Genomic DNA, 25,275 nt, shown 5'->3' with positions numbered 1-25,275 from the left:
ATTCGGGTAGAGGCGGCATGGGGTTGCAAAAGCAGAGTGAGGTTTCATTGACTTGCACAGCTTAAAAATGTGGGAGGGGGCTTGCTCCCGATGGCGGCCTGATAGCCGACCAGGATGTTGGATCGGATCGAGTACATATCCGTTATTTGGGTAACGGCTGCTATGGGTTCCGCCCTTACGGCGGCTCACTTTTGAAAAGCGCAAAAGTAAGCAAAACGCTCTTGCCCCACCACTCGGCACCTCGCCTAGGCTCGGTGTGCCCGTAATCCGCCAGTGATTTGGGGGGCCGCCGCCACGCGCCATCCATGGCGCGGGGCGGCTAAACCGGCATCCCTGCCGGTTTACCCCCCAAATCCCTGTCGAATTCCGGCCAGCGTGGTTTGACGGGGCGCCTAAGATCAAAATCAAAAGCAGATCAAGATCAAGAGCAAGAGCGGCTCGCTTCGCATCGTGGTTACCAGGGGCAAGCCCCCTCCCACACGCTTGCCATTTCTGACCCACCGCAACAGCCAAAACCGGTCGGCTATAAGGCCGCCGCGCTGTGCTTTTGATCCGGGATCGCCCCGTTAAACCACGCTGGCCGAACGCGGGCTTTGGAGCGTGGGTAACCCGGCAGGACGCCGGGTTAGCCGCGCTGGGCCATGGATGGCCAATCGCGGCGGCCCACGCTCCAAAGTTCGCGTTCGGGCACACCGAGCCTGGGCGAGGTGCCGAGTGGTGGGGCGAAGGCCTTTTGGTTACTTTTGGGCCTTTCCAAAAGTGACCCGCTGTAAGAGCGGAACCATAAGTGGCCGTTACCAAAGAAATGGATATGTACTCCGACAGACCGCAATCGGAAGCAAGCCCCCATTTGGATCGGTGTACAAGCATCAAGACACCACCTCCCCAACCCCAACCCCTTCCAACCACCACTGGGCCAAACCCGAAACATTCGGCACCTTGAGCAAGGTGAAGTGATTACCCCCGCCATACCAAACCTGCAACCCAGTCCCCTGCCCCTTCCACCCCTCAACCATCAACCCCTGCTCACGCTGGTTCCCCGCTGCATCCAAGGCCGGATCCTGCGCCAACACCAGGCGCACCACCCCGTCATACCGAGCCTGCGGCCGATAAACCGTACGCAACGCCGCCGCGTAAGTACGCGCAGGCCCCTCCATTGCATCCACGGCAGCACGCGCCGGCAGCAACCCGACACCGACCATCCCCGTATGCAGCCACTGCCGCTGCGCCATCTCATCGCGCCCGGCGAAGTCCACCGGATCAATCCCCAGCGACTTCCCGGCCGCCAACTGCATCGCCTCGATCAACCGCAACAGCGCCGCCGTCGAGGTGTAGGATTTGCCGACACGCCCCGGCGCCTCGCTGTCGATCACGGTCAACGAGCCCACCTCACGCCCCATCGCCTGCAAGCGCAGGGCCATTTCCAGCGCGACCCAGCCACCAAACGAATGCCCGACCAGATGCACCGGCCCGTCCGGGCACTCCTGCTCCAGCGCCGTGAGATAACACTGCGCGGCCGCTTCCACTTGACTGTGGGGCACCGCCGCGCCATCCAAACCGCGGGGCTGCAAGCCATACAACGGCCAATCACGCCCCAGGGCTTCGCTCAAGCCAACGAAACCGGTCACGCTGTCACCGGCTCCCGGCACGCAGAACACCGGAGCATGGCCGGCGCGCCCAGTCTGGATGCGCAACAGCGGCTGATGCGCCGCGCAACTCACCGGCGTACTCGCCGCCAGTGCCTGGCTCATCGCCCGGCCCAGGCCCTGGATATGCGGCGCCTGCATCATGCTCTGGTGGTCGCCCGGCACTGGCACCTGGCGCAGTTGCCCGGGTGCCAAAGCCGTGTCCCAGCCCAACGCCATGCTGCGTTGCGACAGCTCGGTGGGCCGTTGCTCGGCGCTGAACAGGTGCACCGGAATCGGCAGCGGGAACAGGCTGTAGTGAGCCAGGGCATGTCCATGCCCGACTTCGCGCTGAAGAAAACTCAACAGGTCCGCGTCCGACGCCGCCGCCATTTGCGCGTACAGCAAACCTTGATCGCGACAGCGTTGCAGCAGATCCGCAAAGTCCAGCTGTCCAATCCGCGCCTCCAGTTGTTCAAGACTTGCCAGCTCATTGACACCTCCCTGTGCTTTCCAATAGGCCGTGCACTGCAGCAACAGGTGCCGCTTGAATGCATCCGGCCCGCTCCAGCGCGCTTTGCCCTGGTCGGTCATGCGCGGCACATAGCTGTCGATCAAGCCGAGGAAGGCCACGCTTTCATCCAACCCCAGCAGTTGCATGGCGACTTCATAGGCCAGCACGCCACCGAATGACCAGCCCGCTACCCGGTAGGGGCCGTGGGGCTGAATCTCGCGGATCAGCCCGACCATGCGCGCCGCCAGGCCTTCCATGCTGTCCAGGTGCGCCTCACCGAGCGCCAGGCCCGGCAGGCCATAGATCGGGTAATCGCCGGGCAGATGCTGGCCCAGCGCCGGGAAATACACGTCCATGCCGCTGAACTCATGCACCAGAAACAGCGGTGCCTGCGACCCGCTGCTGCGCACGGTAATCACGCGGGTGTCGGGCAGTACGTCATCCCCGCGCTGACGCAGCATCGCCGCGACGCTGGCCACGCTGGCATGTTGGAACAGCTCGGCCAACGACACCGGCAAACCGGCCTCGTCCAGCAGGTTGACCAGGCGAATCGCCAACAGCGAATGCCCACCCAGTTCAAAGAAGCTGTCATGTCGCCCCACTTGGTCGAGTTTCAACACCTCGGCCCAGCGTTGCGCCAACGCCTGTTCCAGGGCATCGGCCGGCGCTTCGAACGTGCGGTTCGCCAAAGTGTCCCAGGTCGGCGCCGGCAAGGCTTTGCGGTCGACCTTGCCGTTGGCCGTCAACGGCAATTGCTCCAGCGCGACGTAGGCGGACGGCACCATGTACTCGGGCAAGTGCGCGTGCAGGTAAGCCCGCACCGGCTCGATGCCAACAGGTTCGCCCGCCCAGGTGAAATAGGCCACCAGGCGCTTGTCCCCCGGAGCCTCTTCACGGGCCAGCACCACGGCATCCTGGATGCCCGCGAATGTCGCCAGCCGCGCCTGGATTTCACCGGGTTCAATACGAAATCCTCGGATCTTCACCTGGTCGTCATTACGCCCGACGCACTCCAGCAGGCCGTCGGCCGTCCAGCGCCCGAGATCGCCCGTGCGGTAAAGCAAGGCGCCTGGGTTGAACGGGTCCTGGACGAACTTTTCAGCCGTCAGCTCGGGGCGATTCAAATAGCCCTTGGCGACACCCTCCCCGCCGATACAGATTTCACCGACGGTACCCAGCGGCACCGGTTGCTGCTGCGCATCAAGCACATACACCTGGGTGTTGGAGATGGGACGGCCCACCGGCACGCTGTCGGCATCATCGGCAATTGTGTGCACTTCGTAGGTGGTGGCGTAAGTGGTAGTTTCAGTTGGGCCGTAGCAATGCACCAGACGCAACGCCGGTGCCTGCGCCAACAGCGTGCGGAACGCCGCCGGATCGGCCCGTTCACCGCCGCACAACAGGATGCGCAAGCCGGCCAGGGCCTGAGGGATCAGTTGCACATACTGATTGAACAGCGCGGTAGTGACGAAGAGCACCGTCACCCCTTCCAACGCCACACCGAACGCGGTTGGATCAAGCAAGGTGGCGTGGTCGATCACCTGCACCTGGCCGCCGTTGAGCAGTGGCCCCCACACGTCCATGGTGCTGGCATCGAACGCCGGGTTCGAGGCGAAGGCCACGCGGTCGGCGGCATTGAAATCGGCATAGCCGTTGTTGAGCACCAGGCGCGTGATGCCGCGATGGGGCACCAGCACACCCTTGGGCTGGCCGGTGGAGCCGGAGGTGTACATGATGTAGGCCACGCTGTCCGAAGCTTGCGACAGGTCCGGGTTGTGGCAAGGTTGTGGCTCAAAGGCCAGGGTATCCAGGTCCAGACGACGCGCCCCGCTCTCAATGACGCAATCGCTGCGGGTCAGCAACCAGACCGCGCCACAATCCTGCAGCATGAACCCTTGGCGCTCAGCCGGTGCATTAACGTCCAACGGCACATAAGCGGCAGCGCATTTGAGGATGGCCAATTGGCTGACCAGCAACTCCAGCGAACGCGGCAGCAGGATCGCCAGGTGATCGCCCGGGCGCACGCCCAGGCCGAGCAAGTGATGGGCCAGGCGGTTGGCGCGGGTATTGAGTTCGCCGTAGCTCACCCGCTGCTGGTTGTGCACCAGCGCCACGGCGTCGGGACGCGCCAGGGCCTGGGCTTCGAACAAGCGCTGCACCGTGTGTTCACGCGGGAAGGTACGGGTAGTGGCGTTGAAGTGCTCAAGCAGGTGTTGGCGTTCGGCCTGCGGCAGGATCGGCAAACGGTTGATGGCGATGTCGCGATGACCTTCCAGGGCCTGCACCACCTGCGCCAGGGCGATTTGCAGGTAGTCGCACAAGCGCCGGGCGCCCTGCCCCATGACGGTCAGACTGAACCCTTCACCGAGGTCATCCACACTGACCGCCACGCCGTAGTGCGTGTGCTCCTGGGCCTTGAACAGCTCGATCCCCTGCCACGCCTCGGCCACGCCACCGGCCTGGGGGGCGCTGTGACGATAGTTGAACAATACGCTGAACAACGGCGTCGCCACCGGCACGCCACTGCAACGCTGGGCCAACGCCAGGGGCGCATGTTCATGACCGAGCAGTTGGGTCAGGCGCCCATGGGTGGTACGCAGTGCCGTCAGCACCGAGTGTTCCCCCAGGTCGACCCGCAGCGGCAAGGTATTGATAAATACGCCCATGGCCCGCTCGGCGCCTTCGCCGCCCTGCAAGCGGCCGAGCATCACCGTACCGAACACCACCTGCTCGCGCGCGCAGACCTTGCCCAGTACGTGGGCCCAGGCCAAATGCATCACGCTGGCCGCACTGACGCCCGCCTGGCGGGCCTGGCTGCGCAAACGCCGGCTCAACGACAGGTCAAGACCCACGCGCACGTTTTCCTCGGCGCCCAGGTTGGGCACATCGGTGGGCTCGTCGACCTCACCGAGCATCTCGCGAAAAAATGTCTCGTGATCCTCGCCGCCCAACCGAGTCTGGGCCACGTAATTGCGATACGGCACGGACGCGGCCAGCGTGTCTTGAGTGCCCAGCAGAAACGCCTGCATTTCGTGCTGCAGGATGTCCAGGGCAACGTGGTCCATCACCAGGTGATGAAACAGCAACGTCGCGACCACCCGCTGCGGTTGCTCGGCGTACACCAGCCGCATCAGCGGCGCCTGGCCAAGGTCCAGGCGTGACGGCAGCGGCCCGCTCTCAACGTTTAGCCGGGCGTGGCGCCACACCACCTGCACCGGTTCCTCCAGGCCCTCCCAATGCACGGATGAGCGCAGGATGTCATGGCGCTGAATCACCGCCTGCAACGCACTGGCGAAGGCGTCCAGGCGCACGCGAGTGTCGAAAGCAAACTGCGCCCGTAACACATAGGCGTCATCACCCTGCACGGCGCGATGCTGATACAGAATGCCGGCCTGCAACGGCGCCAGCGGGTAGATATCCTGCACATTGGCAGCGCCGCCGGGGATCCTGGCGACAATGCGGTCGATGGCCGCTTGATCCAGGCTCACCAGCGCCAGCATGTCGGGAGTGATCCGCACACAATCGGCCGCAATGCCATTGGCCGGCACCGCCACTTCACGTCCGCCGCCCAAAGCCGCCGCCAGGGCAGACAAGGTAGGTTGACCAAACAGCACTTTCACGTCCGTCGACAACCCCAGGCCGCGCATACGCCCCATCAGGCTGACCGCCAGCAACGAGTGGCCGCCCAGTTCGAAGAAGTTGTCGTGCCGGCCCACGCGCTCCACGTTGAGCAACTCGGCCCACAGCGCGGCCAAGGTGATTTCCGTGTCGCCCAGAGGCGCCTCGTACCCGCGCGCCACCAATGCCTCCAGACCCGGTGCCGGCAATGCCTTGCGGTCGAGCTTGCCATTGGGGCTCAGCGGCAGCGCCTCCAGATGCACGAAGCTGGCCGGCATCATGAACTCCGGCAGGTGCAACAGCAGATGAACGCGCAGGTTTTCAATCTCGCTCGGCACGCCGGTGTAGTAAGCGATCAGGCGCTGCTCGCGCGCAATCACCGCGGCTTCCTGCACCGCCGGATGCTCGGTCAGACGTGCCTGGATTTCCCCCAGTTCGATACGCAGGCCGCGGATCTTGACCTGGTCATCATTACGCCCCAGGTATTCGAGATTGCCGTTAGGCAAGTAGCGCCCGACGTCACCGGTGCGGTACATGCGCCCGGGGGTAAACGGGTCATCAAGGAAACGCTCGGCGGTCAGTTCGGCACGGTTGAGGTAACCCCGTGCCACCTGCACCCCAGCGATAAACAATTCGCCCACCACGCCCAACGGCACCGGCTGCAACTGCCCGTCCAGCACATACATACGGGTGTTGGCGATCGGCTTGCCGATGGGAGTATTGTCCGGCACGTCGGGGCCTGCGCAGTTCCAGGCGGTGACGTCCACCGCGGCCTCAGTGGGGCCGTACAGATTATGCAGCTGGCTGCCCGGCAACTGTTGCTTGAAGCGGCGCACCAGGCTGCCCGGCAAGGCTTCGCCGCTGCACATCACGCGCACCAGCCCGGCCGCCTGGCTGACGTCACCGTGGGCGAGGAATACATCAAGCATCGACGGCACGAAGTGCAGGGTCGTGACGCATTCGGCCGCGATCACCTGGCACAGGTACTCGGGGTCTTTATGCCCATCCGGGCGCGCCATTACCAGACGCGCGCCGGTGAACAACGGCCAGAAGAATTCCCACACCGACACATCGAAGCTGAACGGGGTTTTCTGCAATACCGTATCAGCGGCAGTGAGCCGGTATTCGTCCTGCATCCACAGCAAGCGGTTGACCACACCGGGGTGTTCGTTGATCACGCCCTTGGGCTGGCCGGTGGAACCGGAGGTGTAGATCACATAGGCGGCCACCCCGGCCACCGCCGGGTTGGTGATGGGCTGGTGCTGCCAGGTGGGTTGGTCCAGATCGACCACCGGCAGCTCGCCCAACAGCCCGAGGGTGCTGCCCTGAGCGAGCACCACCGTTGGCGCGCTGTCGTGCAGCATGTAGGCGATACGCTCCAGTGGGTACGCCGGGTCCAGCGGCACATAAGCGGCGCCGGCCTTGAGGATCGCGTACAGGCCGATGACCATCTCCAGGCCCCGCTCCACGCAAATCGCCACTCGCGCCTGCGGCTGCACGCCGAGGGCTAGCAGGTGGTGGGCCAACTGGTTGGCGCGGGCGTTCAGTTCGGCGTAGGTCAGTTGCTGAGCGCCGGCTTTTATCGCCACGGCCTGCGGCGTGCGCAGCACCTGAGCTTCGAACATACCGTGCAAGGTCTGGTCGAGCGCATAGCCCACAGCGGTCGCGTTGAAATCCACCAGCAATTGCTTGCGCTCGCGTTCATCCACCAGCGGCACATGCGCCAGCACGGCCTGGTCGTTAGCGACCATGGCCTGCAACACGCGTGTGAAGTAGCCAAGGTAACGTCGCATCGTCGACTCATCGAACAGCGCCACCGCATATTCCAGCGCGCCGAGGATGCTGCCCTGCACTTCCCCCAGGTTCAGCGACAGGTCGAACTTGGCGAAGTGGCTGTTTTCGACGATGCCTTCCAGGGCCAGGTCGCCCAGCGCCAGGGTCGGCGCGCTGCTGTCCTGCCAGCTCAGCAGGGTCTGGAACAGCGGGCTATGGGCCAGGCTGCGCGGCGGTCGGGTGATTTCCACTACTTGTTCGAAGGGCAAATCCTGATGAGCCTGGGCCGCCAATGTCAGCGCCTTGACCCGAGCCAGCAAGGCCTCGGTGCTCAACTCGCCGCCGGTGTCGATGCGCAGTGCCAGGGTGTTGACGAACAAGCCAATCAGCCCTTCCACCTCGGTGCGCGTGCGGTTGGCCACCGGCGTGCCGATCACCAGCTCCGGCTGCCCGGACAAGCGCGCCAGCAACGAAGCCCAGGCGCTCATCAAGGTCATATAGAGGGTGGTGCCATGGCGCTGGCTCAAGGCCTTGAGCCCGGCAGTAAGGCGTTCATCCAGGCGCACTTCGACGCTGCTGCCGGCGTAGTCCTGCTGCGCCGGGCGCGGCCGATCGGTGGGCAGGGTCAGCAATGCCGGCGCGCCGGCCAGGGTTTGCTGCCAATAGCTGCTTTGGCGGTGCAGTACTTCGCCGCTCAGCCACAGGCGTTGCCACACGGCAAAGTCGGCGTACTGGATCGGCAAGGGCGGCAGCGGGTCGGACTGGCCGTGGCTGAAGGCTTGGTACAGCGCCATCAGTTCACGGGTCAACACGCCCATGGACCAGCCATCGGAGACGATATGGTGCAGGGTCAGCAGCAGCACATGGTGATCGTCGGCCATCACCACCAGGCGGCCGCGCAGCAACGGGCCACGCTCCAGGTCGAACGGGGCCGAGGCCTCGCCGTGGATCAGCGCGTCCAGCGCCTGTTGCGGTTGCGGGTGGCGACGCAAGTCTTGCACCTGCAGCGGTAACACCTCCTCGGCCGGCACGATCAGCACCTGGGCCTGGTCGCCGTGTTGGGCAAAGCGGCTGCGCAGGGTTTCATGCCGCGCCACGATCCGCGCCAGCGCCCGTTGCAGTGCCTGTACATGCAGCTGCCCACGCAAACGCAGGCCGATCGGAATGTTATAGGCGGTGTTGGCGCCTTCCATCAGCGCCAGGAACCACAGGCGCTGCTGGGCAAACGACAGCGGCATCTGTTCATCACGATTGGCCGGCAGGATATCCGGCAGGGTGCTGCGCCCGGCCTGGGCCAGCAGCTCGGCGACCGCCGCCAGTTCGGCGTTGGCAAACAGGTCGCCCAGCGCCAACTCCACCCCCAGCCGCTGGCGGACCTGGGAGACCATGCGCATCGCCAGCAGCGAGTGCCCGCCCAACTCAAAGAAATGGTCACGCCGCCCGATCCGTTGCACTTGCAACACCTCGGCCCAGATCTGCGCCAGCACCGTTTCGAGCTCGCCCTGGGGCGCGGCGTATTCGCGGGTAAACACTGCGGCCATGTCCGGCACCGGCAAGGCCTTGCGATCGAGCTTGCCGTTGGTGGTCAGCGGCAGCGCGTCGAGCTTCATGAAGGCAACCGGGACCATGTAGTCCGGCAACTGCGTCACCAGGTGAGCGCGGATATCGCCGACCGTCAGCGCGTCAAATTGCGGGTTTTCGGTGAAGTAGGCCACCAGCCGCTCTTCACGCACCAGCACCACCGCTTCCAGGATGCCGGGCAACTGGTTGAGCCGGGTTTCGATTTCGCCCAGTTCGATACGCACGCCACGGATTTTGACCTGGTCATCGTTGCGCCCCAGGTAGTCCAGCGTGCCATCCGGCAACCAGCGCACCAGGTCGCCGGTGCGGTACATGCGCCCGGAGTTGAACGGGTCGCGCAGGAAGCGCTCGGCGGTCAACTCCGGGCGGTTCAGATAACCTCGCGCCACGCCCTTGCCGCCCACGTACAACTCCCCCGCCACGCCCAGCGGCACCGGGCGCTGGTGTTCGTCGAGCACGTAGACCGTGACATTGGCGATGGGCTTGCCGATATGCAACGGCTGGCCTGCCTCGACCTTGCCGGAAGTGGCCACCACCGTGCCTTCGGTGGGGCCATAGTTGTTGATCAGTTCAAAGCGCTGCGCTCGGCCGAACTGGCGCAGGCGATCGCCACCGACCAGCAAGGTGCGCAAGGTCGGGTGCTCGATATTCTGGCTGAACGCGTACTCGGCTACCGGCGTGGGCAGAAAGCTCACGTCCAGGGGCTGTGCGCACCACCAGGCCAGCAGCGCGTCGATGTCTTCGGCGCCGTCATGGGCGGGCGGCAGGTGCAATGTGGCGCCCACACACAGCGCCGGCCAGACTTCCCAGGCCATCGCATCAAAGCCGAAACCGGCGACGCTGGCGGTATGCCGACCGGCGCGCAGGTCGAAGGCGCTGCAATGCCAGTCCACCAGGTTGGCAACGGTGTGGTGTTCCACCATCACGCCTTTGGGCAAGCCGGTGGAGCCCGAGGTGTAGATCACATACGCCAGGTTCGTCGGGCCGACAGCGACCTTGGGGTTGCTCGCCGAGTGATGCTGCCAGGTGAAGCGATCAAGGTTGATCACCGGCACGTCAAGCTCGGGCAGGCGGGCCAGCAAGGCGTGTTGAGTGAGCACCGCCACCGGGGCGCTGTCGCTGAGCAAGTAGCTCAAGCGCTCGGCCGGGTGGGACGGGTCCACCGGCACATAACCGGCACCCGCCTTGAGGATCGCCAGCAACCCGGCGAGGGTGTCGAGCCCGCGCCGAGCCACAATGGCCACGCGATCATCCGGCCGAACCCCCAGCGCCAGCAGATGATGGGCCAGCAGGTTGGCTTGCTGGTTGAGTTCGGCGTAGGTCAGTTGCCGCCCTTCGTGCACGGCGGCGATGGTGTCCGGCGTGAGCGCAGCCTGGGCTTCGACGCGCCCGTGCAAGGTGGTGCCTTGGGGAAACACGGCCTGGGTGGCATTGAACTGTTGCAGCAGCAGGCGCTGTTCGGCGACAGGCACTACCGAGAGTTGGTCAAGCGCGGTGTGTGGCGCCTGCTCCAGCGCGGTGACGAGGTTTTCCAGCGCAGTGTGCAGGTAGGCGCAGACGCGGTGGGGGTCGACCTGGGTGCCGGCCAGCAAACTCAGGCCGAAGCCTTCGCCCAGGTCGTCCACACTCAGGGTCAGCGGGTAGTTGGTGCGTTCCTCGGCGCGCAGTGCGGTAATGCCGTGCCAGGCCGACACTGCCTCGGCACTGGCGGCGGGAGCGCTGTGGCGATAATTGAGCAGCGCACTGAACAGCGGCGTCGGGGCGATCACGCCGCTGCAACGCTGGGCCAATGCCAGGGCCGCGTGCTCATGGCGCAGCAGCGTGGTCAAACGTGCGTGGGTGGCCTTGACCCCGCTGCGGACATCCTGGGCGTCGACATCCACACGAAACGGCAAGGTGTTGATGAAGATCCCCAAGGCGCGGTCAGTCGCATGGCTGCCTTGCATACGCCCCATCAACACGGTGCCGAACACCACCTGCGCCTTGCCGGCCAACACCGCCAGTACCTGGGCCCAGCCCAGATGGAACAGGCTGGCGGCGCTCACCCCCAGTTGCCGGGACTGCACGCGTATACGCTGCGCCAGCTGCGGCGCCAATGGCAGGCTGACCTCAGCAATGGCGCGAGCATCGCCCTGAACATCCTGCAGCCCGAACGGCAAGGTCGGCTCGACGATATCGCCGAGCATCTGCCGGAAGAAACTTTCATGCTCCTGCTCGCTGATGCCCAGCCGCGCCTGTGCCACGTAGTTGCGAAACGGTACGGCCTGGCCAAGGGCCGCGCCCTGCCCCAACAGACACGCCTGCATTTCATGGCATACCACTTCCAGGGCGCTGTGATCCATCGCCATATGGTGGAACAGCAAGGTAGCGACGATGCGCTGGTGGGTCGAATCTTCAGCTCGCACCAGGCGCAGCAACGGCGCCTGGGTGACATCAAGACGATAATGACGGGCATCGAACAAGTCATGCAGTTGCGCGGCAATATCGCCGTCGGCCGGGTCGAGCATCAAGGCTTGCACCGGCAGGCGCGCCTGGCGCCACACCACTTGCGAAGGTTGTGCCAGGCCATCCCAGACCACCCCGGTACGTAAAATGTCATGACGGTCCATCACGCTTTGCAGCGCCTGGGCAAACGCATCGAAGCGCTCCAGGCTGTCAAAAGCAAACTGCGACTGCATCACGTAGGGGTCGCCCTGCTCGGCGCTGACATGGTGAAACAGGATGCCTTCCTGCAACGGCGCCAACGGATAGATGTCCTGAATATTCGCCACACCGCCCGGCACCGTAGCGATGATGCGCTCGATCTCATCCTGGCTCAGGGTCGAGAGGGTCAGCATGTCGGGGGTGATGCGCTCGGCATTGGCGGGAATGCGATTGACCGGCACCGCCACTTCCCCGGCCTTGGCAGACGAGTATTCACCGGCCTTGATCAGCGCGATCAGCGCCGGTTTGTGTTCACGCAAGGCAGCCAATATCGCCGGGTCGCTCAAGGCTTGCTTGTTGCCGTTCACCGCCAACTGTTCGCCCTTGAGCGCCAGTTGCACGTCCTTGGTTTTCAGGGTTGCCAATAGCTCAAGGATGTTCACAGGACGATCTCCATTCGTTCGGTCATTGCGGCGTAGCCGGCCAGGGTCGGTTGTTCGAACAACGCCCGTACATCGGCTTCCATGCCTTCCTGGCGCAGACGCCCGATCAAGCTCACAGCGAGCAGCGAGTGCCCGCCCAGTTCAAAGAAATTGTCACGCCGGCCTACCCGCTCCACCTTGAGCAGCTCGGCCCACAACTGAGCCATGAGGATTTCGGTATCGCCTTCCGGTGCTTCGTACTCACGCGCCGTCAATGCGTCCATGCCCGGTGCGGGCAGCGCTTTGCGGTCGAGCTTGCCGTTGGGGCTCAGGGGCATGGCGGGCAGGTGTACGAACAGCGCAGGCACCATGAAGTCCGGCAAGTGCTGCAACAGCTGAGCGCGCAGGCCGTCGATGTCGCTTGGCAGGCCGGTGTAATAGGCGACCAGGCGCTCTTCACGGGCCACCACTACCGCGTCCTTGACCGCCGGATGCTCAAGCAGCCGCGCCTGGATTTCCCCCAGCTCGATGCGCAGGCCACGGATCTTGACCTGGTCATCGTTGCGCCCCAGATACTCGATATTGCCGTCCGGCAGGTAGCGGCCCACGTCACCGGTGCGGTACATCCGGCCTGGCGCAAAGGGATCGTCGAGGAAGCGTTCGGCCGTCAACTGCGCACGGTTCAGATAACCCCGCGCCACTTGTACGCCAGCAATGAACAGCTCACCGACCACGCCCAGCGGCACCGGCTGCAACTGCCCGTCCAGCACGTACAGGCGCGTGTTGGCAATCGGCTTGCCAATCGGGGTGTTGTCCGGCACATCCGGGCGTGCGCAGTTCCAGGCCGTCACGTCCACCGCCGCTTCCGTGGGGCCATACAGGTTGTACAAACCAATGCCCGGTAACTGCTGCTTGAAGCGGCGCACCAAGCTGCCCGGCAGCGCCTCGCCGCTGCACATCACACGCACCAGCCCGGCCGCCTGGCTCACATCGCCATGGGCCAGAAACACATCGAGCATCGACGGCACAAAATGCAGGGTGGTGATGTTTTCTGCTTCGATCACTTCACACAGGTACGCAGGGTCCTTGTGCCCACCAGGCCGCGCCATCACCAGGCGTGCACCGGTGAACAGCGGCCAGAAGAACTCCCATACCGACACGTCGAAGCTGAACGGGGTTTTCTGCAACACCGCGTCGTGGGCCTTGAGGCCATAGGCGTCCTGCATCCACAACAGACGGTTGACCACCCCGGCGTGTTCATTGATCACGCCCTTGGGCTGGCCGGTGGAACCGGAGGTGTAGATCACGTAGGCCGTGTGCCGCGCAGTGAGGCCCGCGACCTGCGGGTTGACGCACGACTGCTGGTGCCAGGTGCAGTGGTCGAGGTCGATCACGGCCACGTCGCCCAGCAAGGCACGAGTGGCGGCTTGGGCCAGCACCACCACCGGCGCGCTGTCTTGCAGCATGTAGGCGATGCGTTCTTGCGGGTAGGCCGGGTCCAGCGGCACATAACCGCTACCGGCCTTGAGGATGGCGAACAGGCCGATCACCATATCCAGGCCACGCTCCAGGCAAATGCCAACCCGTGAGTCCGGCTGCACGCCCCTTTCACGCAGGTGATGGGCCAGGCGGTTGGCGTGCTCGTTGAGCTGCTGGTAGGTCAGCTGTTGCTCGCCCGCCTTTACCGCCACGGCGTGCGGCGTGCGCAGAACCTGGGCCTCGAACATCCCGTGCAGGGTCTGGTCGAGGTTGTAGTTGACCTCGGTGGCATTGAATCGCACCAGCAGCTGTTGCCGCTCTTCTGGTCCCAGGATCGACAGGCGATTGATCGCCTGGTGGGGTGCCTGCTCAAGGGCTTCGACCAGTGCGGACAAGGCGTTGTGCATATAACCGCAGAGCCGTTGCGCATCCACTTGGGCCAAGGCAGTGAACGCATAACCATCACCCAGGTCATCCACGTTCAGGGTCAACGGGTAATTGGTGCGCCCGTCATTGACCAGGGTCTGCATACCTTCCCACGCCAAGTGCGCATCCGCCGAACGGGTGGCGGCGCCGCGATGGCGATAGTTGAGCATCGAGCTGAACAACGGCGCCGGTGCCGCCACGCCGCTGCAACGCTGGGCCAGGGCCAGGGAAGCGTGCTCATGGCCGAGCAACTCGGTGAGGCGCGCATGGGTGGCCCGCACGGCGGCGTGGGCGCCCTGGTCATTGATGTCCAGGCGCAGCGGCAAGGTATTGATAAACACCCCCAAGGCCCGGTCAGCGCCCTCGCCACCTTGCAGGCGGCCAACCAGTACGGTGCCGAATACCACCGTGTGGCGCGCCGATACCGCGGCCAGCACCTGTGCCCAGGCCAGATGAAACAGGCTGGCGCCGCTGACGCCCAACAGCCGCGCCTGGCTGCGCAGGCGCCGGTTCAGGTGGTTGTCCAGTTGCAGGGTATGTTCTTCAATCGCACTGCCGTCGCCGCGCACATCCTGCCAACCGAACGGCAGCGTCGGTTCATCCACATCGCCAAGCATCTGGCGGAAGAAGGCTTCGTGCTCCTGCTCGCTGACACCCAGGCGCGCCTGAGCCACGTAGTTGCGATACGGCATCGGAGCGTGGGTGGGCGCAGGGTGGCCGAGCAGGTAACCCTGCATTTCCCGCAGCACCACATCGAACGCTGTGTGGTCCAGGGCGATATGGTGGTAAAGCAGCACCGCCACCACGCGCTGGTTGGCCGGGTCCTGGGCGTACATCAGGCGGATCAGCGGCGCCTGCCTGATATCCAGGCGATGATGCCGCGCATCGAAACGCTCATGCAGGCCGGCAAGTACATCGCCGTGCAAATGCAGTTCCTGAACGCTCAGCGCCGCCTTGCGCCACACCACTTGCAGCGGTTGCGCCAGCCCCTCCCACACCACCCCGGTGCGCAGGATGTCATGGCGGTCGATCACCTGTTGCAGCGCCTGGGCGAAGGTATGCAGACGCTCGACACGGTCAAACGCCAGGTGCGATTGCAGCAGGTACGGGTCGCCCTGCTCGGCCGTGAGGTAATGGTAGAAAATGCCTTCCTGCAAAGGCGCCAGTGGGTAGATGTCCTGTACGTTGGCAGCACCGCCGGGTACCTGGGCGACTACCTGATCAATCGCGCACTGATCAAGGGTCACCAGCGTCAGCATGTCCGGGGTGATACGTTGGCACTCGGCACTGATGCGGTTGGCCGGCACTTGCACCTCGCGACCACTGCCGACAGCAGCGGCCAGCGCGGCCAGGGTCAGTTGACTGAACAGCACGCGCACGTCGGCGCTGAGGCCGACCTGGCGCATACGCTCGATCAGGCTGACGGCCAACAACGAATGGCCGCCCAGTTCGAAGAAGTGGTCATGGCGCCCCACCTGCTCCACCTGCAACACCTCGGCCCAGATACGCGCCAGGGTGGTTTCAACCTCGCCCTGGGGGGCCTGGTACTCGCGGCTCAGCACAGCGGCCTGATCGGGATCGGGCAACGCCTTGCGGTCCAGCTTGCCGTTGGCGGTCAGCGGCAACACATCAAGGCGCATGTAGGCGACCGGCACCAGCGCATCGGGAAGCTGGGCCTGCAATTGCGTGCGCAAAGTTTCGATGCTCAGCGCTTGTTGCTCGGTGAACCAGGCCAACAATCGACCCTCACGCACCAGCACCACCGCCTCGCGAATGCCGTCCAGCGCCGCCAGGCGGCTTTCGATTTCGCCCAGTTCAACTCGCACGCCACGCAGTTTGACCTGGTCATCGTTGCGGCCCAGGTACTCCAGGTTGCCATCGGGCAACCAGCGCACCAGGTCGCCGGTGCGGTACATGCGCCCGGGGTTGAACGGGTCTTGCAGGAAGCGTTCAGCAGTCAAGTCCGGGCGATTCAAGTAACCCCGTGCGACGCCGCTGCCGCCTACATACAACTCACCGGCCACACCCACCGGCACCGGGCGTAACTGCGCATCCAGCACATAGCTGCACGCATTGGCGATGGGCCGACCGATATGCAATGCCTGCCCGGCCCGCACGCGGCCGGAGGTGGCAACTACCGTGGCTTCGGTGGGGCCATAGTTGTTGATCACGGCAAAACGCCGTTCCTGGGTGAACTGACGCAAGCGATCGCCGCCGATCAGCAGGATGCGCAAGGTGGGGTGTTGCAGGTTTTGGCTGAACGCGTACTCGGCTACCGGCGTGGGCAAAAAGCTTACGTCCAACGGCTGCGCCAGCCACCAGGCCAGCAGTTCATCAATGGTTTCATTGCCGACTTCGGCGGGCGGCAGGTGCAAAGTCGCACCGACGCACAAGGCTGGCCAGACTTCCCAGGCCATCGCATCAAAACCAAACCCGGCCACGCTGCTGGTGTGACTCGCAGCGGCCAAACCAAAGGCTTCGCAGTGCCAATGCACCAGGTTTTCCACGTTGTGGTGTTCGACCATCACGCCCTTGGGCTGGCCGGTGGAGCCGGAGGTGTAGATGACGTAGGCCAGGTGCGCAGGCGTCAGCACGGGCAGCTGTGGATTGTTGATGGGCAGGTGCTGCCAGGCCGGGTCATGCAAGTCGACCAACGTGACCGCCCCCAGCAGGTCACGGGTGCTGGCCTCAGCCAGTACCGCCACCGGGGCGCTGTCCTGCAATAAATAAGCGACACGTTCGGCGGGATACGCCGGGTCAATCGGCACATAGCCGGCGCCGGCCTTGAGAATGCCCAACAGCCCCACCAGCATCTGCGGGCCGCGACGGCAGCACAGCGCCACGCGATCATCCGGCTGCACGCCGAGTGCCAGCAGGTGATGAGCCAACTGGTTGGCACGCTGATTGAGCTGCTGATAGGTCAGCGCCTCACCGCCCTGCTGCACGGCAATGGCGTGGGGTTGGCGCTCGGCCTGCACCTCAAAGGCACCCGGCACGGTGTGGCCACGGGGGAAGTCCTGGGCCGTGGCGTTGAACTCGCGCAGCAGGGTTTCACACTCCGTCGCGGGCAGGATCGGCAGGCGATTGAGGGCAGCGTCCGGCGTATCTTCCAAGGCTGTGAGCAACTGCGCCACAGCGTTGTGCATGTAGTCGCATAGACGCTGCGCGCCGATCTGCGGCACCGCCAGCACGCTCAGCCCGAAGCCGTCACCCAGGTCATCCACGCTCAGGGTCAACGGGTAATTACTGCGTTCCTCACCACCCAGCAGTTGCACGCCCTCCCAGATGCCATGGCCGTCGCGGGCCATTTCGCCGGGGTTGCTGTGACGGTAGTTGAGCAAGGCGCTGAACAAGGGCGTGCTGGTCGGCACACCGCTGCAACGCTGAGCCAGGGCCAGCGAGGCATGTTCATGCCCAAGCAAAGCACTCAGGCGCGCATGGGTGGCCTTGACCGCCGCTGACGCCCCGGCGGCAACATCGACCCGCAGCGGCAAGGTGTTGATAAACATCCCCAGCGCCCGGTCCGCGCCGTCGCCAGCTTGCATACGGCCCATCAGCACGGTGCCGAACACCACGTCATCGCGGCCGGACACCAGCCCCACCACCTGGGCCCAGGCCAGGTGCATCAGGCTCGCGGCGCTCACGCCCCGCTGTCGCGCCTGCTGGCGGACCCGCTGCGCCAGCGCGGCGTCCAGTGGCAGCGCGGCTTCCTCGATGGCGCGGCCGTCGCCCTGCACATCCTGCAAACCAAACGGCAAGGTTGGTTCGCCGACATCGGCGAGCATCTCGCGAAAGAACTGTTCATGCTCGGCCACACTGACACCCAGTCGCGCCTGGGCCACGTAGTTGCGAAACGGCGCGGCAGCGGGCAAGTCCTGGGCCTGGTTGAACATAAAGGCGTGCATTTCCTGGCCGACCACCTCCATGGCTGTGTGGTCCAGCGCCAGGTGGTGAAACAGCAGGATCGCCGCAACGCGGTTGTGCACCGGGTCCTGGGCATAGACCATGCGCAGCAACGGCGCCTGGGTGATGTCCAGGCGGTAGTGCCGGGCATCGAAGCGCTCATGCAGTTGTTCGAGGATGCCGCCGTCGGCCGGGTCCAGATGAACCTCCTGCACCACCAGCTGCGCCTCGCGCCGCACCACTTGCACCGGGTTGTCCAGGCCCTCCCAGACCACGCCCGTGCGCAGAATGTCGTGGCGGGCCACCACCTGTTGCAGCGCGCCCATGAACCCGTGCAAGCGCTCGATGCTGTCGAACGCCATGCGCGATTGCAGCAAGTACGGGTCGCCCTGTTCGGCGCTGAGGTGGTGGTAGAGAATCCCTTCCTGCAACGGCGCCAGCGGGTAAATATCCTGCACATTCGCCGCACCACCCGGCACGCTGGCGACGATTCGCTCGATGGCCTGCGCAGTCAGTTGCGCCAGGCTCAGCATCGACGGTGTGATCTGCGTGCAACCGGTCGGGATGCCATTGGCCGGCACCAGGATTTCGCGACCACTGCCCACCGCCACCGCCAACGCCAACGCCGCCAGGCTCGGCTGACTGAACAGCACGCGCACATCGGCACTCAGGCCCACTTGGCGCATGCGCTCGATCAGGCTCACCGCCAGCAGCGAATGGCCGCCCAACTCAAAGAAATGATCGTGGCGCCCAACGCGTTCGAGCTTGAGCACGTCCTGCCAGATCTGCGCCAACAAGGTTTCCACCTCGCCTTGCGGGGCTTCGTAGCCACGACTGAGCAGCGCATTCTGGTCCGGCGCCGGCAACCCCTTGCGGTCGAGCTTGCCGTTAGCGGTGAGCGGCAACTGCGCCAGCCACACATAAGCCGAAGGCACCATGTAGTCAGGCAACTGGCCCAGCAGATGAGCGCGCAGGCTTGCGATATCCAGCGTTGCGTCGGCGGTGTAATAGGCAACTAAACGTTTGTCGCCGGGCTCGTCTTCGCGAACCAGCACCACAACATCCCTGATCCCGGCACAGGTGCCCAGGCACGCTTCGATTTCACGAGGTTCGATACGAAAGCCGCGAATCTTCACTTGCAGGTCATTGCGCCCCTGGTACAGCAAGTTGCCGTCGGCGCGCCAGCAGGCCAGATCACCGCTGCGGTACAGGTGGCCATCGCCGAATGGGTTCGGGACAAACTTTTGCGCGCTCAGTTGGGGCTGGTTCAAGTAGCCCTTGGCAACGCCCGCTCCGCCGATATACAGCTCGCCGGTCACACCCACGGGCAGCGGTTGCTGGCGCGCATCCAGCACATAGACCTGGGCGTTGGCAATCGGTCGGCCAATCGGAATGGCACCCTCGCACAGCGTGGTGATCTCAAACGTGGTGGAGAACGTGGTGGCTTCGGTCGGGCCATACCCATTCAGCAGATGCTCGGGTTTGCCGAGCTTGAGCACCCGGCCAATCACCTGAGGGTCAAGCACGTCGCCGCCGACGATCAGGTAGCGCAATTGGCGGAACACCGGCATCAACGCATCGGCGTACTGATGGAACAGTCCTGCGGTCATCCATAACACGCTGACCGCCTGCGCCTGCAACAGCTCGGCGAACGCGGCCCGGGATAACAGCTGCGCCTGCTCGACCACCACCACACAACCGCCATTGAGCAACGGTGCCCACACGTCGAGGGTGCTGGCGTCAAATGCCGGGTTGGAAGCGAAAGCCACGCGGTCGTGGGCATTAAATTCGGCAAAGCCGTTGTTGAGCACCAGGCGTGAGATGGCGAGATGGGGCACTTGCACGCCCTTGGGTGCCCCGGTGGAGCCGGAGGTGTAGAGGATGTAGGCAACACTTTGCGCAGAGTGGGCCAGGTCGAGGTTAGCGGGCGACTGCGCGTCCAGATCCAACTGCGCCAGGTCGTCCAGCACATGGCGTGCGCCGCTGTCTTTGACGATGAAGGCCTGGCGTTCGACAGGCGCGTTGACGTCCAGCGGCACATACACCGCAGCGCACTTGAGGATCGCCAGTTGGCAGACCAGCAGATCCAGGCAACGCGGCAAGGCAATCGCCACGCTTTCGCCGGGCTGCACACCCTGGCTGATCAGATGATGGGCCAGGCGGTTGGCACGGCGATTGAGGTCACGGTAGCTCAGTGACAGCTCGCCCTGCACCGCCGCCGGCGCTTCAGGGCGGGCCAGCGCCTGGGCTTCAAACAGTTGCGAGACAGTAAGTTGCGAGGGGTATTGCCGGGCGGTGGCGTTGAAACCTACCAGCACTTGATGACGCTCGGCAGGGGGTAGAATCGACACTTCGTGCAAGGCGGTGGTCGGCGCGTGTTGCAGCGCGCTTACCACATGGCGCAACGCGGTGAGCATGTACTCGCCCACGCGTTGCACATCCAGGTGGGTGACGCCTTGCACCGTCAGGGCAAAGCCAATCCCCAGGTCATCGACGTTGAGCACCAGCGGGTAGTTGCTGCGTTCTTCGGAGCTGAGGATCTGGATACCGAATGCGCCAAAGGGGTTGTCCCCCGGCGCTTCCTCCGGCGCGCTGTGCCGGTAGTTGAGCAAGGTGCTGAACAACGGCAACGAACCCGGTACGCCGCTGCAACGCTGGGCCAGGGACAGCGCGGCGTGTTCATGCCCGAGCAACTGCGCCAGGCGCGCATGGGTGGCGCGTACGCCGGCTTGCACGCCGACGCTGCCGAGGCTGACCCGCAGCGGCAAGGTATTGATGAACATTCCCAGCGCTCGGTCGGCGCCCTCGCCGCCCTGCATACGGCCCAGCAACACAGTGCCGAACACCACGTCCTGCTGGCCGGACACCTGACCCAGCACCTGAGCCCAAGCCAGATGCACCAGGCTCGCCGTGCTGACACCCAGCTGCCGTGCCTGTTCGCGCAGGGCCAGGCTGAGGGTCGGTTCCAGCGGCAAATGGGCCTCATGAATGCCGCTGCCGTCGCCGTTCACGTCCTGCAAACCGAAGGCCAGGGTCGGTTCGTCGATATCGCCGAGCATCTGGCTGAAGAAGGATTCGTGCTGGGCCTGGCTCAGGCCCAGCCGCGCCTGAGCCACATAGTTGCGGTACTGCACCGCGTCAGGCAGTTGCGCGCGATTGCCATGCAGGCTGGCGCTCATTTCTTCAACCAGCACTTGCAGGGCTGTGTGATCAAGCAGGATATGGTGCAACAGCAGGATGCCGACAAAGCCGCCCACCTCTTCTGCATAGGCCAGGCGCATCAGCGAAGCGCGGGACAGGTCCAGGCGATAGTGGCGAGGGTCGAAGCGCTGTTGCAACTGCGCCAGGGCATCGGCGCCCTGGGTATCCAAGCGCTCAACGGCCAGCGGCGCCTGGCGCAACACCACTTGCACCGGCTCCTCCAGGCCCTCCCAGAGAATGGCTGTGCGCAGGATATCGTTGCGTTCGATGACGCTGTGCAGCGCCTGGATAAAGCCATCCACCGCGCACTGGTCGTTAAAGCGCAACTGCACCTGCAACACGTAGGGATCGCCTTCGGTGGTTGCCAGGTGGTGGTAGAGAATACCGGCCTGCAACGGCGCCAGACCGTAAATGTCCTGCACGTTGGCCACGCCACCGGGTACGGCCTGCAGGATGTGATCGATGGCGGCCTGGCCCAGTTCAACCAAGGGCAGCATGTCTGGCGTGATGCGCTCACTGTCTTCTTGAATCAGATTGGCCGGGACCTGCACCTCATGGTGCCCGCCCACCGCCGCCGCGAGGGCCGCCAGGGTCGGCTGGCCGAACAACACACGTACATCGGCGCTCAGCTCTACCTGGCGCATGCGTTCGATCAGCTTGACCGCCAGCAGCGAATGCCCACCCAACTCAAAGAAGTTATCGTCACGCCCCACCTGGTCGAGCTTGAGCAGGTCTTGCCAGATCATCGCAATGGTGTTTTCCACCGCACCTTGGGGCGCGGCATAACTGCGCCGAGCCAACGCGTCGGCATCGGGTACGGGCAAGGCTTTGCGGTCGAGCTTGCCGTTGGTGGTCAGGGGGAACGCCTGCAGACGCACGAAAGCGCTGGGCACCATATGTTCGGCCAGGCTCAGTAGCAAATGATCGCGCAAGGCAGCGACGCTGGGCTCACCCTCGGTGAGCACGTAGGCCACCAGGCGCTTGTCACCCGGTTCGTCTTCACGGGCGATCACCACCGCATCGCGCACGCCGCTGGCGGTGGCCAGGTGCGCCTGAATTTCGCCAAGCTCAATGCGGAAACCGCGAATCTTGACCTGGTCATCGTTACGCCCCAGGTACTCGACACTGCCGTCGGCCAGCAAGCGGCCGAGGTCGCCGGTCTTGTACATGCGCAGGCCGGTGGCCGGGTCGGCGAGGAAGCGTTCGGCGTTGAGCGCCTCGCGGTTCAGGTAACCGCGCGCCACCCCGGCGCCGCCCACGTACAGCTCGCCCACCACACCGTAGGGCAACGGCTCGCGGTGTTCATCCAGCACATACACCTGCAAGTCAGGGATGCGCACACCAATCGGGCTGACGCCGATCAGTTGGGCATCCGCCGCCTCCAGCGCACGATAGGTCACGTGCACGGTGGTTTCGGTAATACCGTACATGTTCACCAACTGGGTACCGGCATTCACTGCGCGGGCGTACCACGGCTTGAGCATGGCCGGTTCCAGGGCCTCCCCCCCAAAAATCACCTGACGCAACGAATGCGCCTGGGTGCTGTGGCTCTGGGCTGCGATCAACTGGCGGAACGCGCTCGGCGTCTGGTTGAGGATGCTCACTTGGGCTTCGCAGAGCAGCGTGTAGCACTCATCCGGCGAGCGGCTGACCAGTTGCGGCACGATCAGCAACTGGCCGCCGTGCATCAGCGCGCCCCAGATTTCCCACACGGAAAAATCGAACGCAAAGGAGTGGAACAGTGCCCACACATCGTGCCGGTTGAACCCGAACCAGTGCTGGGTGGCGCTGAACAGGCGCGCCACCTGGCGGTGTTCGATCATCACCCCCTTGGGTTGGCCGGTGGAGCCGGAGGTGTAAATCACATAGGCGAGATGGGCCGGGCTCAGGTGCAGCCGTGGATCGCTGACGGGCAGTTGGCCCAGGCTGTCAAGGTCGATTGGTAGGGTATTGCCGACCCTGTCCCGGGTATTGGCCTGCACCAGCACCACCACCGGTTGACTGTCGGCCAGGGTGTAGGCGATGCGTTCCTGTGGGTAAGCCGGGTCTATCGGCACGTAGCCGGCACCAGCCTTGAGGATACCGAGCAGGCCGATGATCATTTGCGGGCCGCGCTCCACACAGATCGCCACGCGGCTGTCGGGTTCCACGCCCTGGGCCAGCAGTGCATGGGCAACCTGGTTGGCGCGTTCGTTGAGTTGACGATAGCTGAGGCGCTGCTGCTCAAATCGCACGGCAATGGCTTCAGGCTGGGCGGCGGCGTGGGCTTGGACTTGCTGGTGGATCAGCGCGGTATCGGCGTAATGCGTGGGGCTGTGGTTCAAGGTGTGCAGCAAGGCGTGGCGTTCAGCGTCGGGCAGGATGTTCAGGCCGCAGAGCGGCCCATCCGGTCGATGCTCAAGGGCGTCGGCCAGGCTTTGCAGGGCGGTGTGCAGATAGCCGGCAACCCGCTGTGCACCGATAGCCCCATCGACCATCACCGTCAGGGCGAAATCTTGCCCCAGGTCGTCGACGTTAACCGTCAGCGGGTAGTTGGTGCGCTCTTCGGCGCCCAGTACGCGGATGCCGTTGGCCACCTCGATCACCGCGGCCATGTCGGTGGCGGCACTGTGGCGATAGTTGAGGATCGCGCTGAACAATGGCGTGGGCGCCGCTACCCCACTGCAACGCTGGGCCAGTGCCAGGGACGCATGTTCGTGATCGAGCAAGCGCGTAAGTCGTTCATGGGTGACTTGCACGGCGGCGCGCACGCCTTGCGCGCCAACATCAACCCGCAACGGCAAGGTGTTGATGAACATGCCCAAGGCCCGTTCACCACCCTCGCCTGCGCCCATGCGCCCGAGCATCACGGTGCCGAACACCACTGCCTCACGACCGGAAACCACGCCCAGCACGCGCGCCAACGCCAGGTGCATCAGGCTCGCCACGCTCACCCCCAGCGGCCGCGCCAAACTGCGCAGGCGAAGACCAAGGGCGCTATCGACGGGAATGCGCGCTTCATCAACGCCCTGACCATCGCCCTGCACATTTTGCAGGCCGAACGGCAAGGTCGGCTCATCAATATCGGCAAGCATGTCGCGAAAGAACGCCTCATGGGCCTGTTCGCTGACACCCTGGCGCACCTGGGCGATATAGCTGCGAAACGCCACTGGCGAGCCCGCTTGCGCTTGCTCACCGGCCAGGTACAGCTGAATTTCATGGCGCACTACGTCCAGGGCGGTGTGATCCAGAATAGTGTGGTGGAACAACAGCATCGCGACCACGCGCTGGTTGGCCGGGTCTTCAGCGAACACCAGGCGCAGCAGCGGCGCCTGGCCAAGGTCCATGCGGTAAGCACGGGCGTCATAGCGCGCAAGCAACTGGGCGAGACGGTCGCCGCCGTCCAACTGCGCCTCATCACACGCCAGCTGCGCCTTGCGCCACACCACTTGCAGCGGTTCATCGAGGCGCTCCCACACCATCGAGGTGCGCAGAATATCGTGGCGGTCGATCACCCATTGCAGCGCCTCGGCAAAGGCTTGCAGGCGTGCGCGGTTGTCGAACACAAACTGCGCGTGCAGCACATAGGGATCGCCCTGGGCGGCAGAAAGATGGTGGTAGAGCATGCCTTCCTGGAGCGGCGCCAGGGGGTAGATATCCTGCACATTCGCCGCGCCGCCGGGGATCGCCGCGACGATACGGTCGATGGCCGGCTGGTCGAGGTTGACCAATGGCAGCATGTCCGGGGTAATGCGATAGGCCGGGCTCAACCAGTCACCGCCATGCTCGGCGACCAGTACCAGCAACCGGGACTTATGCGCGATTAATTGATCCCAGAGCGCATCATCCAACGCCTCGTCATCGCCCAGGACGATCAGGTCGCCTTCTTCAGTTTGCAGACGGATCGCATAGGTGGAGATCGCTGCCAGTAAGTCGCTGAACTGCATTGGGGTAACCTGCCTGATAATTCACGGTTTAAGAGAAAGTCCGTATTCAGTTTTGCCGCTAGGCGCAGCGCCCTTGAAAAACAACGGGCGCAGCCGGGGGCCTGGAGAGGCTTCCGGCAGGCTTGGAAAATTAAGGGATTTGCACGGTGGGGGGTGACATGGGA

Annotated in this window: 2 protein-coding genes; both read right to left on the bottom strand. The window is 64.4% G+C overall.

The window, feature by feature from the left end; all coding sequences use genetic code 11:
• Positions 1-869 precede the first annotated feature (869 nt).
• A complete protein-coding gene (locus TX23_RS16825) occupies positions 870-12,197 on the bottom strand; it encodes a non-ribosomal peptide synthetase (RefSeq protein ID WP_057703168.1) in 11,328 nt (3,775 codons plus the stop codon).
• A complete protein-coding gene (locus TX23_RS16820) occupies positions 12,194-25,111 on the bottom strand; it encodes a non-ribosomal peptide synthetase (protein WP_057703167.1) in 12,918 nt (4,305 codons plus the stop codon). Before TX23_RS16820 ends, TX23_RS16825 begins: the two co-directional genes overlap by 4 nt.
• Positions 25,112-25,275: the final 164 nt, after the last annotated feature.

The sequence above is a fragment of the Pseudomonas paralactis genome, from assembly GCF_001439735.1.
Taxonomy (GTDB): Bacteria; Pseudomonadota; Gammaproteobacteria; order Pseudomonadales; family Pseudomonadaceae; genus Aquipseudomonas; species Aquipseudomonas paralactis.
This window is presented reverse-complemented; position numbering and strand designations above follow the sequence as displayed.

Excerpts from the sequence above, each read along its gene's own strand:
- TX23_RS16820 (WP_057703167.1), bottom strand. The coding sequence starts at position 25,111 with ATGCAGTTCAGCGACTTACTGGCAGCGATCTCCACCTATGCGATCCGT.